15 protein-coding genes and 1 pseudogene are annotated in these 16,057 nt (G+C 58.5%); 7 read left to right on the top strand and 9 right to left on the bottom strand.

Going from position 1 to position 16,057, the window contains the following annotated elements; genetic code table 11:
* Nucleotides 1–360: 360 nt before the first annotated feature.
* The 3 genes from J2X54_RS05360 to J2X54_RS05350 form a co-directional block, all read right to left on the bottom strand.
* On the bottom strand, nucleotides 361–837 hold the full coding sequence (locus tag J2X54_RS05360) for a DUF6328 family protein (RefSeq protein WP_310178766.1): 477 nt from the start codon (nucleotides 835–837) through the stop codon (nucleotides 361–363).
* 46 nt (nucleotides 838–883) lie between these two features.
* On the bottom strand, nucleotides 884–1,291 hold the full coding sequence (locus J2X54_RS05355; RefSeq protein ID WP_310178763.1) for a hypothetical protein: 408 nt from the start codon (nucleotides 1,289–1,291) through the stop codon (nucleotides 884–886).
* A gap of 722 nt (nucleotides 1,292–2,013) precedes the next feature.
* Nucleotides 2,014–5,187, bottom strand: coding sequence for a PAS domain S-box protein (locus J2X54_RS05350; RefSeq protein WP_310178760.1), 3,174 nt, complete (start codon nucleotides 5,185–5,187; stop codon nucleotides 2,014–2,016).
* Nucleotides 5,188–5,448: 261 nt separating this feature from the next.
* Between J2X54_RS05350 and J2X54_RS05345 the strand changes: the two genes are divergently transcribed.
* On the top strand, nucleotides 5,449–5,715 hold the full coding sequence (locus tag J2X54_RS05345) for a hypothetical protein (RefSeq protein ID WP_310178758.1): 267 nt from the start codon (nucleotides 5,449–5,451) through the stop codon (nucleotides 5,713–5,715).
* Between the two features lie 72 nt (nucleotides 5,716–5,787).
* On the opposite strand, the gene J2X54_RS05340 is transcribed toward J2X54_RS05345, so the two are convergent.
* From J2X54_RS05340 to J2X54_RS05325, 4 genes are all read right to left on the bottom strand, one after another.
* Nucleotides 5,788–6,501, bottom strand: coding sequence for an SOS response-associated peptidase family protein (locus tag J2X54_RS05340; protein ID WP_310178755.1), 714 nt, complete (start codon nucleotides 6,499–6,501; stop codon nucleotides 5,788–5,790).
* 111 nt (nucleotides 6,502–6,612) lie between these two features.
* The gene (locus tag J2X54_RS05335; RefSeq protein ID WP_310178752.1) at nucleotides 6,613–6,996 is read right to left on the bottom strand and encodes a response regulator; all 384 of its coding nucleotides are present in this window, start codon (nucleotides 6,994–6,996) and stop codon (nucleotides 6,613–6,615) included.
* 203 nt (nucleotides 6,997–7,199) lie between these two features.
* A complete protein-coding gene (locus tag J2X54_RS05330; protein WP_310178750.1) occupies nucleotides 7,200–7,661 on the bottom strand; it encodes a response regulator in 462 nt (153 codons plus the stop codon).
* 87 nt (nucleotides 7,662–7,748) lie between these two features.
* Complete coding sequence (locus J2X54_RS05325) at nucleotides 7,749–8,393, bottom strand: hypothetical protein (protein WP_310178748.1); 645 nt, start codon at nucleotides 8,391–8,393, stop codon at nucleotides 7,749–7,751.
* Nucleotides 8,394–8,719: 326 nt separating this feature from the next.
* Between J2X54_RS05325 and J2X54_RS05320 the strand changes: the two genes are divergently transcribed.
* Entirely contained in the window at nucleotides 8,720–10,513 is a 1,794-nt protein-coding gene (locus J2X54_RS05320; protein WP_310178745.1) for a YbhB/YbcL family Raf kinase inhibitor-like protein, read from the top strand.
* Between the two features lie 726 nt (nucleotides 10,514–11,239).
* Here the strand turns inward: J2X54_RS05320 and J2X54_RS05315 are convergent.
* The gene (locus J2X54_RS05315; RefSeq protein WP_310178742.1) at nucleotides 11,240–11,425 is read right to left on the bottom strand and encodes a recombinase family protein; all 186 of its coding nucleotides are present in this window, start codon (nucleotides 11,423–11,425) and stop codon (nucleotides 11,240–11,242) included.
* A 371-nt stretch (nucleotides 11,426–11,796) separates the two neighbouring features.
* On the opposite strand from J2X54_RS05315, the gene J2X54_RS05310 reads away from it, so the two are divergent.
* The 3 genes and pseudogenes from J2X54_RS05310 to J2X54_RS05300 form a co-directional block, all read left to right on the top strand.
* Entirely contained in the window at nucleotides 11,797–12,663 is an 867-nt protein-coding gene (locus tag J2X54_RS05310) for a DNA-binding protein (protein ID WP_310178739.1), read from the top strand.
* Nucleotides 12,664–12,720: 57 nt separating this feature from the next.
* The gene (locus J2X54_RS05305) at nucleotides 12,721–13,038 is read left to right on the top strand and encodes a hypothetical protein (RefSeq protein WP_310178736.1); all 318 of its coding nucleotides are present in this window, start codon (nucleotides 12,721–12,723) and stop codon (nucleotides 13,036–13,038) included.
* A 301-nt stretch (nucleotides 13,039–13,339) separates the two neighbouring features.
* Nucleotides 13,340–13,498: pseudogene (locus tag J2X54_RS05300) on the top strand (aldehyde dehydrogenase); the annotation flags it as partial.
* A gap of 109 nt (nucleotides 13,499–13,607) precedes the next feature.
* Here the strand turns inward: J2X54_RS05300 and J2X54_RS05295 are convergent.
* Nucleotides 13,608–14,171, bottom strand: coding sequence for a PEP-CTERM sorting domain-containing protein (locus J2X54_RS05295; RefSeq protein ID WP_310178734.1), 564 nt, complete (start codon nucleotides 14,169–14,171; stop codon nucleotides 13,608–13,610).
* 449 nt (nucleotides 14,172–14,620) lie between these two features.
* On the opposite strand from J2X54_RS05295, the gene J2X54_RS05290 reads away from it, so the two are divergent.
* Both J2X54_RS05290 and J2X54_RS05285 read left to right on the top strand, forming a co-directional pair.
* Complete coding sequence (locus J2X54_RS05290; RefSeq protein ID WP_310178732.1) at nucleotides 14,621–15,247, top strand: plasmid fertility inhibition factor family protein; 627 nt, start codon at nucleotides 14,621–14,623, stop codon at nucleotides 15,245–15,247.
* Between the two features lie 549 nt (nucleotides 15,248–15,796).
* Nucleotides 15,797–16,057 carry an AlpA family phage regulatory protein gene (locus tag J2X54_RS05285; protein ID WP_310178730.1) on the top strand — a complete coding sequence of 87 codons (261 nt, stop codon included), beginning with the start codon at nucleotides 15,797–15,799 and terminating at the stop codon, nucleotides 16,055–16,057.

The following is a 16,057-nucleotide window of genomic DNA, read 5'->3' as shown; positions in this document are numbered from 1 at the left end:
CTCGTTGAGGCCTCGCAATATCGTAGCGAGCGGACCGCTATCGTCTCGAGTAGCGCAGCATACGAACGTACGCTGAGCAACGCAGAGGCGATACACGCTTTGACCGGCCCTAGCTGGGAATCTATCGGCGTCGACTAAATCAGCTACGCCTCAGGTGTCAGAATGGTTGTCGCTCCGGTATCGAATGTCTGATTTGGGACGAAGGCGCTTGTCGGCATGGGACCTGATGTTTTCGAGGTAGCAATATCCCATGCTGGCGCGAGCAGCCGAAAGCGGCCAATAGCAGCCTGGATCCACGGCCAGGATCGTCTGCCAGTGCGAGATCAATATGTGTAGCTAACATGGACCGATGCGTAGCGGTCAGGAGTCCTGACCGTCGTGGTGAAAGCACCGTCGCAAAAATGGGATGGCAAACCAGAGACCAATGAGCAGCGTCGCGGTGGCGATTCCCATCAGCAACGCAAAAGCGGTCGAATGCGTGACAGCGAAGAGCACGACATAAATATCGAGTGCCAACCCGATGGCAAGTGGCAGCAACGCAGCAAAAATCATCCGGGATGCGAGCGAGACCGTGGCGCGCGACACTTGATGCGGCTCTACGATCCGGTGCCACGCAGCGGGCATCATTACCAGGGCGATTGCTGCTACTACCGACAGCAGCGCCACCAGATGAACCACTTGCGCCAACCATGGCAACTTCGAGAACGCCTGGTGGAACACGGCCACCGTTTGAAAACCAAACAGCGCCTGGATCCCGGGCAGCACCATCCGCGCCTCTTCGAGCACATTGCCCAACTGATCTTTTAACGTGTTTTTCTCCACTGCGATGCCCGGCATCTAACCCGCCTACCGCGCGACAACGCACGCGGGCGGGAACATGCCATCAAGTTTTCTTGCGGCGCGAAGCAGATCGTGCCCCCCGACTCTTGCGGCGTGACGCCGAGCGCTGGGGCGCCTTGTGGCTGCTCTTGGCTTCACCGGTTTGCGCACGCTGCTTGTTCACAATGCGGGCCGCGACCTCATCCTCCCTTCCCTTGTAGCGCCCTTCCTTTTTGAATTTGCGCTCGAGCTTCTTATACTCGCGCTCGCGCTTTGGATTTGCACCTGTTGGCATCGACATCTCCCTGAATAAAACAGTTGAAGTGCCTTCGTGATCTAGATCAGGAACAGGAACAGGAACAGGACAGCCTGGCCCGGCCACCAGAATTCCCTGGCCAATGAAACCTCCCATAGCAAGCAACACTGGCAAGGCTGACTGAACGAAGAAGGAACTTCCGATGATGCCTCGCATTAAGCGACGAGTAAGTTAGCTTCCTCACTCATCACAACCTCTGGCTTTTGCCCATACCCCTTGCCCAGCACCAGCAACGAGGCGGTTCTCCCGAGGCGATCGACCGTACCGCAAAACTGGCTGCGGAAACACTGCAGAACCACCGCAGTCCAGCAAACTCAACGGTGAGCTGAGCTTTCTGCCTCACCTGCACGCTGCGGGCGTGGCGACGGCTGAGGCCTGGTTAAGGGAGCATGGAAACCAGATCGGAGCGGAACAGTCCGCCAGCGTAATGCGATTCACCGGCAGATAATCGATTGCCGTCACTGTCATGCGGCTGCGCCTGCACAGCGCGCTCCCGAAGTAGCAATTGCGACTTTCTTTTGCTTATCGTACTATCGTCCACAAGATAAATACCAAAAGTTTATGGTCAGGAATCGCAGCTGGCTGCACGATATCCTGCCAAGCTCGCTGAGTCATAAAGGAGAAATGTGATGACGATTGGGGCCGGGGATCTGGTGCGAAATAACGAAACAGATATTGAAATGCTGGTGATCGGAAGTGACAACGATGATCGGTAGGAAGTACCTGCGGTCCCGTCATTCTTCTGCGTCTGGGAGCGCCAGCACTTTTTGCACGAAGAGGTCGTTTCCTCCGAAAACCTCACCCTCGTGCGGGTCGAGCGCAGGCGGGTACCACGAGGCGGCATCCTCGACTTCCCCTGCACCTAGCAGACGCGCGCTTCATGGGCGCCGGTCTTCATGCAGGGTGAGCAACTGCTGCAATTCGGCTACTCCGATTGGTTTGACCATGTGGGTATCAAAACCCGCCTCCCGTGAGCGATCACGGTCCTGTTCACCACCCCACCCCGTCAGTGCGACCAGCTTTATCGTCTCAAGCCCTGCCGTCCGGCGAATTTTTCGCGCCACCTCGTAACCATTCAATCCCGGCATGCCGATATCGATCAGGGCCAGGTCAGGCCTGAGTTCAACGATCTTGCCAACAGCTGAGAGGCCGTCGCCCACGACATAAGTGGTATGCCCAGTCGTTTCCAGCAATGTGCTCAGCACGGACGCTGCGTCAGCATTGTCGTCAGCGATCAGAACACGCAGGGGTGCCGCCAGTTCGCCACCGGCAACTGACGGTGCGGGGCGCGGCAGCACGGCCGTCGAGGCGCCGACAGAACACCCGGGCAGCTTGACTGTGAAGGTACTGCCCAGCTCCGGACCCGGGCTGCGCACCGTGACCGAACCTCCGTGCATCTCCACGAGCGTGCGTACCAGCACCAGCCCGATTCCGAGGCCGCCCTGCGAATGGCCGATGTTGCGGCCGACCTGGCTGAACATGTTGAACACCTTTGCCTGCTCGTCGAGCGGTATGCCAATCCCGGAGTCAGACACGTCGATGCAGGCCTGCCCATCTTGCACTGCCATGGTGAGCGCGATGTCGCCCCCTTCCGGCGTGTATTTGACGGCGTTGGTCAGCAGATTGCCCAGCACCTGCGCCAGCCGCGTAGCGTCTGCGTCGATCCACACCGGCTGGTCGGGTACCACCACCTGCAACCGATGCCTTGCCGCGTTGACGGCCGGAGCGACGCTGTCGATCGCATGCGCAACGGCGTCCCGCAGGTCAAACCAACCCAACTTTAAAACGATCTTGCCGCTGTTGATGCGCGCCACCTCCATCAGATCATCGATCAGGTGAACCATGTGTTTGAGCTGGCGGTCCATCATGTCGAGGATCCGGGTCTCGCCCGAATTGTTGCGCCCCTGAAGACGCAGCAAATCCATGCCAGTACGCATCGGTGCCAGCGGATTGCGCAGCTCGTGCGCCAGCGTGGCAAGAAACGCTGTCTTGCGGTGATTGACGGCCGACAGGTCCGCAGCCACCTGCCGCAGATGCTCGTCGGCGCGTCTTTTCTCCGTCACATCACTAAAGAGGATGGCAATGCGGCGTTCATCAGCTTCACCGATCGGCGTGGCGTACACGTCCCACCAGTAACCCATCGCGGCCGAATGCTCGACGAATCGCACGGGCTGGCGGGATAGCGCGACCTGACCGTAGATATCGATCCACTTCTGCTCGATTCCCGGTACCATTTCCCGAATGGTTTTCCCCGCGGCCGCCACCAAACCAGACTGCAATTCCATGGCGCGGTTGACCTCCTCAAAACGATAGTCCGTAGGTGTGCCCTGGTCATCGACGAGCACCTGGACAATGCCAAAGGCTTGATCCATCGAAGAGATCAGGGTACGGTACCGCTCGTCGGTGATCCGTAGGGCTTGCTGTACTTCGGTCTGGCGAGTGATATCCACCGTCACGCCGGTGAGCATCTCGGGGTGTCCTTCTGCATCGAACATGGCGCGGCCGCGCGCGATCACCACCCGATACCGGCCTTGGGCGTCTTTCACGCGATAGGTGGTGTTATACATCGACTTCGAGGCAATTGCCTGCTCGATTTCGGCACGAACATGTTCAAGGTCATCGGGATGAATGGCGCTGACGTACGTCGAAAGTGGCGCCGACTGGGCCAGCTCCGGGGGCAAACCAAACAAGCGCGTAAGATTGCGATCGCCGATGACCCGGTCCTTCGATATATCCCAGATCCAGCTCGCAACCTCAGCCGCAGAGAGGGTCGCCTCGAACCGCAACCGCGCTTCCCTCAACGCCGCCTCATCCTGCTTGCGGGCGGTAATGTCTTCCGCCGTGCCGATGATCACCACCGAATCGGCACTCCACTGGCGCATGCCAGTCAATTCAAGCCAGCGTACATCGGTTGCCGGCAGACGATAAAAACGCCCACAGAAATAGAATCGATCCCCTCGTTGCAGCGTCGCACTGATCGCCTGGCGGTAGCTGTCGACATCGTCCGGATGAAGATACTGGTTCATCAAGGTGGCGGCATTTACCGGCTCGCCGCCCGCCGGGACGTTGAAGATTTCGTGCATGCGGGCGTTTTCCCAGGTACCGCGATCAAGCTCGACATTCCAGGTCCAGATGCCCAGCTGCGCGGCCTCGGTGGCCAGCCGTAGCTGCTCTTCTATTCGGCGCAGACGCGTTTCCGACTTCTCGGCGCTCAGCCGGCGCGACTGCTCACGCTCCGCCGCGATCTTGGCCTCTCGGGCGGCATGCATGGGGGTCGCGTCTTGCATCGAAATGACGGCTCCCAGGACTTTCCCGGCATGGTCGGTCACTGCCCGCCCCCGCACTTGAACCTGCCGGCGGGATCCGTCCGCCGCACCGACAATGATGGCGACATTTTCCACCACGTCACCTTGCAAAGCGCGGTACAGGGGAATCTCGTCCAATGGCAGCGTCGTCACACCATCAGCGCGCAATAAATGATAGTGCTCAGCCCAATGGTGGAAATCTACCCGTTCTTCCTTCATGCCGTGGATCTTGCGTGCGGCCTCATTGAAGAAAGTAAGCTGCCCGTGCCGGTCACAGGCGATCACGCCGTTTTCTATACTTTCGAGCACTGCCGCTACGAAAGTTCGTTGCTCGGATACAGCGGGGCCGTCAATGCCGTCAGTCGATTGCCGCAACGAATAGGCTTCCCGCAGGACTTTGCCAAAACCCAGCAAGGTACCACTCGACTCGTCAAGTATTCGATACGTGACGCCGTCGCAAAATACGGTGGACCCATCCTTGCGAAGGTGCCATCGCACATCTGCACTTTTGCCCAGCGCCTTTGCCGTGGCACGTTCGGCCTCGGGCGCCCCGGCTGCCCGATCCTCGTCTGAAAAAATCATTGTAATCAACTGACCGACAGCTTCGTCCGCCGACCAGCCGAGCAGCGCTTGGGCGCCTGGCGTCCATTCGCAGATCACCCCATCAGCGTCGAGAATGATGATGGCATGTTCGACCGCGTTATTCGCTAACAAGCGGTAACGCTCTTCAGAGGAAATTGTTCGCATGTCGGCGTAACCCAGTAGCGGCAATAGTGGCAATATGACAAATTATTGAATCAGTATATCTGCTGAAAAAGACTGCCCGCGTCCGCTTGCACATCCTCCAGCGAGCTAATGATCACCAGGTGCACCGCGCCGCGCAATCATCCAAAGCTACCTGAGCGCATGTCGATACAACAAACCCACGAAAGCGCGTGACAGTGTGAATAAGCGCACCGCGAGGCTACTTACCGCCGACGGACACTGTCGTTTTGGAGGATTCTAACGATGACGACAAAAGAGAACACCTTTCCCGGCAACCGTCTGGACGAGCGTAGAGTCGATGGCCCGAATGAGGCCATTGATGATGGGGTATTGCTCGCGGAAGTCGATGGCGTGGGCCCCGCCGTCGACTACATGGAGCGTGCCGGGGTCGAACGCGACACTGCGTTGCGAGTATTGACTGCACCTCAATTTCATCGCGAAACGAAACAAGGTGCGCTGGCAAGAGTCATCGCATTTCTAACCGTTCGTCTGAGGCACCAAAGGAGGTGAATGCCGCGAACGTCGCTGGTACAACCGCTGTTTTCTTGCGCTACGATCCACCCATACAGCAACGCCCTGCTACTAGACGGTTGGCAGTTCAGCTCCGCCATTGAGTGCGCGGCTGGTCTCTGACCACTGGAAAAGGCCAGCGTCAAGCATGCAGTAACGCGCAAGGTGCACTGCTTGCTCTGCCTGCAGCGCCGGATCCATCCATCGCAGGGCATCGGCCAAACTGACTGCAACCGGGCGACGGTCATGAATATCAACCATTCCCCCCAATGAGTCCGCCGTCACCAGGACAAAGCCAGCCTCCTCACGGTTCTCGTTGAAGGCGCCAAAGTTAGCCAGCGCCAGCAGGAACAATGGCTCACCATCACGCCTGCGAATATGCCACGGCTGTCTGTCGCCCTTCGTCCCGGTCCACTCATACCAACCATTGGCGCAGACGATGCCCCGCCCCGCCCGCAGCAGGGGCTTCCAGTACGCCCCCATCAGCTTCTCGACTTTCGCATTGATCGCGATCGGAATTCTTTTCTTAGGTGGCACCGGCTGTGCCGCTGCAGCCCAGGCGGGCCGATAGCTCCAAAATACGTCGTCCACCACCAGCGCCCCGTCTTCAACGTGCATCACTGGCCGGTAAGTTCCTGGTGGGACATTCCAGCGGTCCACAGCAATGCTTCGGTTCATGAGCGCGCAGGTCGCTGCCAGCTCGGCAAAGCGCTTGTTGACGTCATGCTGATCTAAACGCCCACACATCGTTATTCTCCCTTTCTCAAAATAATCGCGACCAGTCACCGGCCTTCGAAAAGTACAGCATCGGGCACACAGACACGGTGCGCGATTCAAAGAAGAGCCAGGTTTCATGCGAGCTCCAGGATTGCGAACGACGGGCGTCGCGAGGCTACATCATGCATCGGTTCGATTTCCCAAACGCACCAATTTTTCGATCTGCGCGATCAGCACCTCGAACGGGGATGTCTTGGTAAGATGAAGGTCAAATCCAGCTTGCATTGCCTGGCGAACCGACGCGGGATCGTCCCATGCAGTGAAGGCGACGAGGAACGGCTGGGGCACCGAATCATTGGCACGAATCGCTTCGGCCACTTCATAGCCGTTCATGACAGGCATCCCGATATCGAGAAATATGATATCCGGAACAAGACTCTCGAAAGCCGCGAGTCCCGCGCGGGCGCCGTGCGCAACGTAAGCGGAAAATCCGGATAAGGCAAGTATCTCGACCAGCGTACACGCGGCCTCAAGGTTGTCGTCGACGACGAGGATGGTTTTCATCAGTTGCGCTCCAAAACATCGACCGCGACGCCGGACTACCGCTACGACCAATAGAGAGCGCGGACTTGACCTATGATGCATCCTGTCCACCAAGGGCGATGTAGGAGTAAGGCCGGCTGATGAGTAAGAACCATGCCAAATTTCGAAGTGGGGAGGTATTTCAAGGCGGTTGACGCAGTACTACGCCAACTTAACCGCGCGGGTCAACTGTCGGGTAGCAGGTGATGCTTGATGGAGCCGGCGGGCGGCTCGTTGACGACAGCCCAAAATGTTCCGATGTCCGAAATCGCGCCGACAAGCTCCCGAAACTCAATCGGCTTGACGACATACGCATTGGCGCCGAGCGCGTAGCATTTATCCAGGTCGGACGCCTCTTTCGAGCTGGTCAGCATGACCACAGGGATTTGTGCAGTGTCGGCGTGGGCGCGCACAGCTTCTAACACTTCCACCCCATCCATCCTGGGCATTTTCAAGTCCAGCAAAATGACGGACGGGTTGCCGGACGCGCGATCGGCATACGCGCCACGGCGCAGCAGGTAATCGAGCGCCTCGACACCGTCATTCAGAACAACAGTGTCGTCGAGCAGGTTGGCGCGTTCAAGCGCGACGATGGCAAGGTCACGGTCAAAAGGTTTGTCTTCGACGAGCAATGTCGGTTTCGGCATAAATAATCTGTCGCAGCGTGCATATCCGGCGTAGGCACAATGAGGGGCACGAATTATACCGAGGGCGCCGAAATAAGGATATAGCCCTTAGCGCAGCGACATCTTGCGCAGCAGTCGGTCCGACAAAAGTGGCAGCGGGACGACAATGTCAGGTTCACACAACCATCCCTGCTTCAGCAACCGTTCTGGCCACTGCTCACTCGCCGGATAATGTTGCAAACCGCCGAGGCAAAACCGCTCCTCCGACATCCACTCAATCTCGCAATCGATAAGCGCCAGATCCGTCTTGCTGCCACGTTTCAGCAACGCCTCGGTCGTGTGCCGGCCCAACTCCTCGTGCAGCACGCTAGAGACTGCCATGCTCGCTCCGTTAACGTTCGGCCCGGCATTGAGCACACGATGTCGCGAGACTTCCACACCTTCTTGATGATTCGTCCACACCTTGAATAACGCTTCTTTCGACGGCAGCGCCAGTTGGCATAGCCAGGATTGTGAAGCATTGACGGCTGAGCGCTCCCTCGCCAGACATTCCACGCCGCTGAGCACGAATTTGTCATTCCTGAACCACGCGAGCTTGGTAGATACCAGCTCTGCCACGGCAACCCGGCTCCCCGGCGGGACCAGCCGAGCCACCCTCGTCGGACGCCGCCGCCCCTGGTCGGTTACCTCGACGATCAGCAATTCAAAGGGCGGAGGCATGTCGCCGACCCGCTCGGCCGCAGGCAGCATCACACCACAACTTCGCCGTTTCCATACCAACGCTTTCACTTACTCCACCATTTTTTTACTGTACGCTTATACAGTACATCAAACGGCTGAGGCTGACCAGCTTTAGCGCTTCAGCCTGGCAATGTCCTGCCAGCTGATTGCGCCTCAGCGCTGTTTCTTTCGCAATTACAAACGCTCATTTGGGTTGCGGGAAAATCACAGAATGTCAGGAAATCATGCGCGGATCGCATCTACTGCTGGAATCGGTTAGGACGCGCACAGTAGACCAGCAGTTTGAAAAACGACACTAAGTCTTACTTGTCACCGACTGCCTCCGAAAGGGATCCCCGATGCGCTTGCCTTCGCTCTTCACCACCCTGGCACTTGCCGCCACGTCCATACCCGGCTTCGCCCAGCAAGGCGACGGCACCCGCGTGGCGATTGCCACGGCCATCGTCAAGCCCGACAAGGTGGAAGCGACGCCCGCGCGTATCGCCGCAGTGAAGGCGCCGGCCGGGTTCTCTGTGTCGGCGTTTGCCACCGGCCTGAAAAATATCCGCATCATCGCAGTCGCGCCGGACGGCACCGTGTACGTGAGCCGGCGCGACCAGGGCGACGTGCTGATGCTCAAGGACGCCAACGGCGACGGCCGCGCAGACGGAGCGCCGGTCACGGTGGCCAACCGCGCCGGCGCGCACGGACTGGCCATTCGCGACGGCAAACTGTACCTGGCCACAGTGAAGGAAGTGTTCGTTGCAGACATCCGCAGCGACGGCACCTTGGGTGCTTTACAACTGCTCATCGGCGACCTGCCTGACGCCGGTCAGCATTCCAACCGCACGCTGGCATTTGGTCCCGACGGCATGCTGTACATCAGCGCCGGCTCGACCTGCAATGCCTGCAACGAAAGCAATCCGGAAAATGCCGCCCTGCTGCGCGCGTCGCCCGACGGCAAGCAGCGCAGCATCTTCGCCAGCGGCCTGCGCAACACCATCGGTTTCGACTGGCACCCGCGCACTGGCGAGTTGTGGAGCATGGACCACGGCATTGACTTCCTGGGCGACGACGAGCAACCCGAGGAAATCAACAAGCTCGAACTGGGCAAACAATATGGCTGGCCGCACGTCTACGGCGCCGGCGGCATCTATCCGCAAAGCACACCGCAAGGCGACATCAGCAAGGAAGACTGGAAAGCGCATAGCACGCCGATGGTGCTGAGCTACACCGCCCACGCGGCGCCGATGCAGATGCTGTTTTACCGGGGCACCGGTTTCCCTGCCGAGTACCAGGGCGACGCGTTCGTTACCATGCGCGGGTCGTGGAACCGCAGCACGCCCTCGGGCTACGAGATCGTGCGCGTACGCTTTGCCAACGGACAGGCTACCTCGGTCGAGCCATTCGTCACCGGCTTCCTGACCGATGGCGGCAAAACCCATATCGCCCGCCCGGTGGGGCTGGCGATGGCCAAGGATGGTTCGCTGCTGATGGCGGACGACGCCAACGGCGTGCTCTACCGCGTGGCCTACACTGGTGCCGGCAAAGCGACGGCCGCGTTGCCCACTCCACCAGCCGGCCCGATGCGGCAGCAAGCACAGCGGGGCGACAACGTGCCGCTGGCGTTGGTGCGGCCCGAGTCCGCAGCTGGCGGTGCCGGCGCAGCGAGGCTGAGCGTGCAAAGCTCCGCGTTCAGCGCCGGGGGCGCCATGCTGCCTAAGTACACCGAATATGCGGAAGGGGTATCGCCACCGCTGTCATGGCGGGCAGTGCCAGGCGCCAAGTCGTACGCCGTCATCATGGAAGACCCGGACGCGCCCAACAGACCGTTCGTGCACTGGCTCGCATGGAATATTCCGGCGAACGTCACCAGCCTGCCCGAAGGACTGCAAGAGCTACCGCGCCTGACCGCGCCAGAGGGCGTGCTACAAGGGCGCAACACACGCGGTTCGATGGGTTACTACGGTCCTAAACCCCCGGTGGGCAATCCCGCACATCACTACCACTTCCAAGTCTTCGCACTCGATACCGAGCTGCCGCTGGGCTGGGGCGCCGACCGCGACCAGCTGCTGCAAGCGATACAGGGACATGTGCTCGCGAAAGGTGAAATCGTCGGGCGGTATGCGCAAAAACAGGCACCGATGAAATAACGATAATTTGTTGGGGGCTGGTGGAAACAGCCAGCCCGCAGTGCCAAGCCCGGCGTGTATCTGCCGCCAAGATGTGTTCGCACACGCTTCAGACAAAAAGTTTTGCTGCATCAACGCCTGCTGTGAAAGCGCCTGTGCTACAGGCCGGCGCGGTCTTACCGGTACACCGGCTTCGACACCAGGCTGCGCCTAGAGAACCGAACAGCCCCAGCAAGCGCCGCGCCCCCGGCATGCCAGGCGCCGTGGCCAACATGGCGTGCGTAACCATCCGGTGCTCTGCATACACCGCTCGCAGTTCCATCGAGAACAGAACACCAGCGACGAGATGATCGCTCCATACCCTGGGGCCGCAGGGAATCTGATCCGCATTGAGGCGACACGCAATAGCACGTAATCGTCAGGCCATGCTCGACTTAAAGCTTAAAAATGCAGCGTATGGTGGCGACTTCGTCCTTCCCTCACAATACCAGACGCGCGCGGTCACTTCGACGCGGCTTGCGCTCCCCCAGCCAGCTCGCAGATCGGGCTGCCGTCAGCGCTGACAGCAAGCCGGCACAGCCCATAGGGGGATGCCCCATCCTGCTTGCACCCTTGAGACGCCAGCCGGCGCTGCGCTGCAAAGGCCTTGGTTGACAGTTCCCGACCGTGCTCGGCAGCCATACTACGTTTAATGCTCTTGAGCAGCTGCGACAACGGCGCACCGTCGTTGTCGAATTGTTCGGCGCACTAGACCACGCGGATGCCAGCGCTACGACAAATGAACTCGTAAAAGCCGGCTTCATCGGCAACCTGGTAGCGCCCCCACCGCGAGACATCGTAGATGAGCAGCACCGGGAAATCGGTGCCGCCGGCAGCCACGTCCGCGAGCAGTTGCTGCGAAGCTTTCGTCCTGAGGCCGTCAATCCGTTGCATCCGGCATCGATATACACGCGCGGCACCACCATGGCATGCTGCGCCGCGTACAGCCGCAAGCTCGCCTCCTGGACCTGCGGGAATATCTCTTGCGTGACCCTGGACTTCCGAATGTACAGATCAGCCCAGGTTGCATCACCAGAGCTTTTGATCCCCTAGCGCGTGATCATGTCCCTCCTCCGGCCCAGCCGCGCCCGGCGGCAGTGCGCCCCCGAGTTGCAAATCCCTCGCTACACGATATGCCGCCGAGGTCCAGCTCACAAGGTGCGTTACACAGGCGACGGTTCGGCCCTTCCTTCATCACGACGAAAAATTCAAAAATAAGAATAATTGGTGATAACGGTAGTAGTGATGAGAGCAGGAAAAGAAGAATGCAAAAAATCGCGGACATTCTTATCACTATCGAGATTTCGCAAGTCCTTGCCATCACAACAGCCCAGACTGATGGCTGCATCGACGAGAACATCATGACCACCAATGACGACATCGCCCCAGACATTGTCTCCCGCATCAACGACGCGGCGGACCAGCTCTTTGCCGAGGCTGGGCGCGTGGTTTTTCCGAATGTCGATGCAGTTCGGCGCCGCGCGCATGTCAACATGAACTACGTCACCCTGGTGATGCGCCAATGGCGCCAGCAGCACAAGCCGCAGCCGCCGATCACGGAGGAATCGCTGCCCGAGACATTGCGCCACGCCGGCAGTCAACTGCTGGCAAGCTTTTGGCGCGAAGCCAATGCCATCGGACAGGCGCACCTTGCCAGCGCAACCAGCACCTGGGAAGAGGAAAAGAAAGAACTCGAGGATCTTCAGGCGCAGTTGGCCGCAGCCGTCGACGGCCAAGCCGCAGAACTGCGCGAGGCGAGCACCGCCCTCACCCAAATGCGAACGCAGCTCACCGAGGCGGCTGCCGTCCAACACCGGCTCGAACAACGCGCCGTTACCGCCGAATCGGAGTGCCAGGGAAACGCTCGCGTACTGCACCAGGCACAGCAGGAAATACAAGAACTGCGCTCACTGCTACGGGCAGCGCAGACCACGCAAGAGCGCCTCACCCAGCAGCTCCAGGAACAACTGACCACGCATGCCGCGACAGCCGAGCGCCATATGGCAGAACAAACACGGTACGCAGAACAACTGGGCCAGCTGAAAGAGGAAGCCTCGCAGTTGCGTCAGCGGCTGGCAGACAAAACCGTTGAACCATCACCAAAAGCAGCAGTCCAGAAACGAGCGCGCTGAGCAATGGCCGCGACTTCACTGCACAGGGAAACACCTCAAATTCGAAGGAGAGTCAAAATGGAAACGCCGATGCTGCACTTGATCGCACCAAGCCGGGACGGCAAACCGGGGATGATCGCAGGTGACGCGTGCGCCCTGTCCCTCCTGCGCGCAGCGCTGGATGAAGCTATTGAAAGCGGCGCCACCGCCGTTGAACTGTTCAGTTCCGACGGGGAACCGTATGAGCTGCTGATTGCCGCTCCCGCCAATATGTGGAATGTCCATACGGCCTATGCTGGTGAAGCAGATCCCGTTCGTTCAGGGCGCGAACGGTTGACAATGGAGGACCTGCAGCACCGCCAATCGCAACGCCGGATCCAGAGAGCGCCTGCGTAAAAGCTTCGACACCACTTCTTCGATCAAACGGTTGGGCGCACGACGGGGTATCGGTGTACGCAAAAATAAGGCGATCCGCCACATTACTCGTCAGGCTGAACCCATCTCCAAGAACATCGAGGTCGTAAAGCCTTGGCGCCTGCAAGAAACCTCCAGGTAAAGAGTGAGCAGCGGCCCCCGCCCCCTGAACGCGGCACGTCAACGCCGATCCTATTTTGCCGAGCTCTGATCCGATCGCCTTCAACTGTTAAAGCGCTAACACTGGCCCGACACATATTGGCGCAGACTGAGCTCCTTGCACTACAATCGCCAGCTGGCCAACCTGATTCATGCGGGGAAGGCCAGGCCTTCGACGATCATCTCGCACGAGCTGTCGCTTTCCGAAGCGCCGAACGCCTACGAAAAATTCGACAAGCGTGCTGACGGATGGACCAAAGTGGTCCTCAAGCCAGGTCAATAAAATAAAACGGCGGCTCCCGGATCGTTGCCGAAAGCCGCCGTAATCATTAGCAACTGCTTGCAGCGCTCTCCACCGCTTCCGTCGGGGCTCAGCCCAGTTAAAGCACAACTCACTGGCGTCCAAGATTCCAGGCAACATCAATCGAATTCACGGACGCATCAGGCCGCCGTCGGCGCACAGCGTAACCTATCAAGCCGAACCCGCCCAATAGGAGCCAATATATCTGCGGCTCGGGTACCACGGCCGGCAGGACCGCCAAGGTGCTATCGACCGTGCCTGCGGACCATAGCCCCTCTCTGTCATCGCTCGTGAAGCCGAAAGAAACGAAGCCCCCCGTATAAAACATTTGAAACGCATTAATGCCCGGATTTAGCTGCTCAATACTGCTAAACGCGAAGAGAGACCGGGTGGCATAGGCCGATATCTCAGGCAGCATATAAGTGTGACCATCCACGACCAGGTCGACAGCTGACATCACTAAACCTTCGGTCCCAAACGAATCGTATCGAAATGAGAATGATCCGGAAATCGAGTTGACGGGATTGCTAGGAATGCCCTCGGAGGCCCAGATAAAATTTGAAGCTTTGAAATCAAGCTTGTAATTTTCCGCAGTGGCGGGCGCAGCACACATCACCAGCACCGCTGCCAGTGCAGCCAGGAAGCGTCTGAACATGATCGGTCTCCTTCAATGAGTGGAGCCAGATTATCATATTGAAAACGACGTCCAATACCGGCATGCCCAAATACATCGGTGTGTCGCTGCCCCACCACAGCTGATGCGCGTGGAAAAAGGGCAAACAACAGCACTGGCGAAGCGCGATTCAGGCTACAGGTAACCTCAAGTGTTACGCCCGATGTTCCTGCCCACCGACCGCAACAGCGCCCGCACCATCGTTATGCGTGACCAATTGATCGATCGCGGGCCAGGGTTGGTTTTGCTCATTGTGCTCATCGTTGGCCGCCGCCTGCATACCAGCCCGGGGAACTACCCTCTGACCGCCATACGCGCCAGTACCCGGGCTGCGACCGACTCGGGAATCCCACATTCGGCCATGTAAAGCAGCGCGTCGTAAGTACCGAGCATGTCCCAACTCAATTCGCATACTTTAGTGTAGCTAGAATATGCACAAAGATAAATCATCGGGGGTAACAATGCTTTTATTGGAAAACATGAAGGTCTTTCACGATCAGCTTGCTGCGGTATTCAAGGTGCCAACCGCGCTACACGGCGACGTGTGCATGCGCGTCTCCCGGTCAAACTTTCGTAACGATCTGAGCGCCGTCGTGATTGTGGATGCAGGTCGCTTTCTGGAGCTCTGGCGCTCGCCAGGCAGCAGCCATGAAGATGTTGCGCACATGGCTGATGACACCTGGCCCACTGACTGTAAATTCGCTGGTGCTGCCGATGGATTTTCGAAAGGTTCCAGCAATCCGGTGCCGCTCGCCGACATAGGGTGCCATGCTGAATTTGACGAAACGATGATGTACAAACGGTGGTTATGGATGCTGCGCAAGCCGGCAGCAGTTGTCAGAGCAGAGCGCCGTGTTCTTGGATTTACCAACGGTGTTACACGAACAATATGGCTTCTACACTCGGGTGCGAAACAATTCCCGGTCAAATGCTCGGCCGCTGACGCGCCCCTCCTCCAACAGTGGGCCGGGGTTGCCGGCACTGTTTATCAGACAGTGGAGCAGCTTATTCCTGATGATCTGGCGAGGTGCAGGGAGGCGCTACAACACGGCCGGTGACGAGCAGCGCTAGCCGCTTTCCTTTTGCCACCTAGCCGACCTGTACGCGCGCCTTTCGATGCAGGCTACCGGGATCGAACCGGCACTGAGATCAAACTGATGGTGCCGGCGGAAGGGAAGAAAACAAGTTGAAGAAATACATAAACCGTTTATATCATTTATTTCAATTTAGAATCCATGACTATCCCATCCTCTTCAACTCGGATTAGAAAAAGCCATCGGATGAATTCGCTAAGCGCATTTTTCTTAGCATCTTCAGGTCGTTTAGGATGAAAAGGTAGAAGACTCGCCCAGAAAAATTGTTCTCATAGGAACTCCCCCGGACAATAGATACATCTAGCTCCTCGAGAAAGGTTTTTCTAATGAAAATCAATAAGTATCAAATTTGATCTTGATGAAGCATCCTTCACGCCGAGTCCGACCCAACCGGAGATTCGGCGGATACTGGACATAGTGTGCAACCTGCGACAGGGTGAATTGAACCAAGCAGCCAACGTCGTTCAGCAGACACTCATGCCCCTGGTGTGCTGAACAAGAAGGACCTTTATCATGCAGACGCGTCCACTTTCCCCTTCCGACCTCACGGTACCTGGTCGCGTGCTCATTAAGCGAAAGCAACTACTTCAGAAAGTCCCCCTCAGCGAACGGACCATTTTTGCAATGGAGCAGCGCGGCGAATTTCCCAAGCGCTTTACCATTTCGTCGCGCCTCGTAGCATGGGATCTGGCCGAGGTCGATGCGTGGATCGAAGCGCAGCAGCAAGCAAGACAGCAAGCGGTCGCGCCGACGAAGCAACCGGGCAAGCGATAA

Source organism: Duganella sp. 3397 (assembly GCF_031456625.1).
GTDB lineage: Bacteria > Pseudomonadota > Gammaproteobacteria > Burkholderiales > Burkholderiaceae_D > Rugamonas > Rugamonas phyllosphaerae.
This window is presented reverse-complemented; position numbering and strand designations above follow the sequence as displayed.

Excerpts from the sequence above, each read along its gene's own strand:
- J2X54_RS05310 (WP_310178739.1), top strand. The coding sequence starts at position 11,797 with ATGCAAAAAATCGCGGACATTCTTATCACTATCGAGATTTCGCAAGTC.
- J2X54_RS05290 (WP_310178732.1), top strand. The coding sequence starts at position 14,621 with ATGCACAAAGATAAATCATCGGGGGTAACAATGCTTTTATTGGAAAAC.
- J2X54_RS05285 (WP_310178730.1), top strand. The coding sequence starts at position 15,797 with ATGCAGACGCGTCCACTTTCCCCTTCCGACCTCACGGTACCTGGTCGC.
- J2X54_RS05355 (WP_310178763.1), bottom strand. The coding sequence starts at position 1,291 with ATGCGAGGCATCATCGGAAGTTCCTTCTTCGTTCAGTCAGCCTTGCCA.
- J2X54_RS05350 (WP_310178760.1), bottom strand. The coding sequence starts at position 5,187 with ATGCGAACAATTTCCTCTGAAGAGCGTTACCGCTTGTTAGCGAATAAC.
- J2X54_RS05295 (WP_310178734.1), bottom strand. The coding sequence starts at position 14,171 with ATGTTCAGACGCTTCCTGGCTGCACTGGCAGCGGTGCTGGTGATGTGT.
- J2X54_RS05315 (WP_310178742.1), bottom strand. The coding sequence starts at position 11,425 with ATGCAACGGATTGACGGCCTCAGGACGAAAGCTTCGCAGCAACTGCTC.
- J2X54_RS05305 (WP_310178736.1), top strand. The coding sequence starts at position 12,721 with ATGGAAACGCCGATGCTGCACTTGATCGCACCAAGCCGGGACGGCAAA.
- J2X54_RS05345 (WP_310178758.1), top strand. The coding sequence starts at position 5,449 with ATGACGACAAAAGAGAACACCTTTCCCGGCAACCGTCTGGACGAGCGT.
- J2X54_RS05335 (WP_310178752.1), bottom strand. The coding sequence starts at position 6,996 with ATGAAAACCATCCTCGTCGTCGACGACAACCTTGAGGCCGCGTGTACG.
- J2X54_RS05360 (WP_310178766.1), bottom strand. The coding sequence starts at position 837 with ATGCCGGGCATCGCAGTGGAGAAAAACACGTTAAAAGATCAGTTGGGC.
- J2X54_RS05320 (WP_310178745.1), top strand. The coding sequence starts at position 8,720 with ATGCGCTTGCCTTCGCTCTTCACCACCCTGGCACTTGCCGCCACGTCC.
- J2X54_RS05330 (WP_310178750.1), bottom strand. The coding sequence starts at position 7,661 with ATGCCGAAACCGACATTGCTCGTCGAAGACAAACCTTTTGACCGTGAC.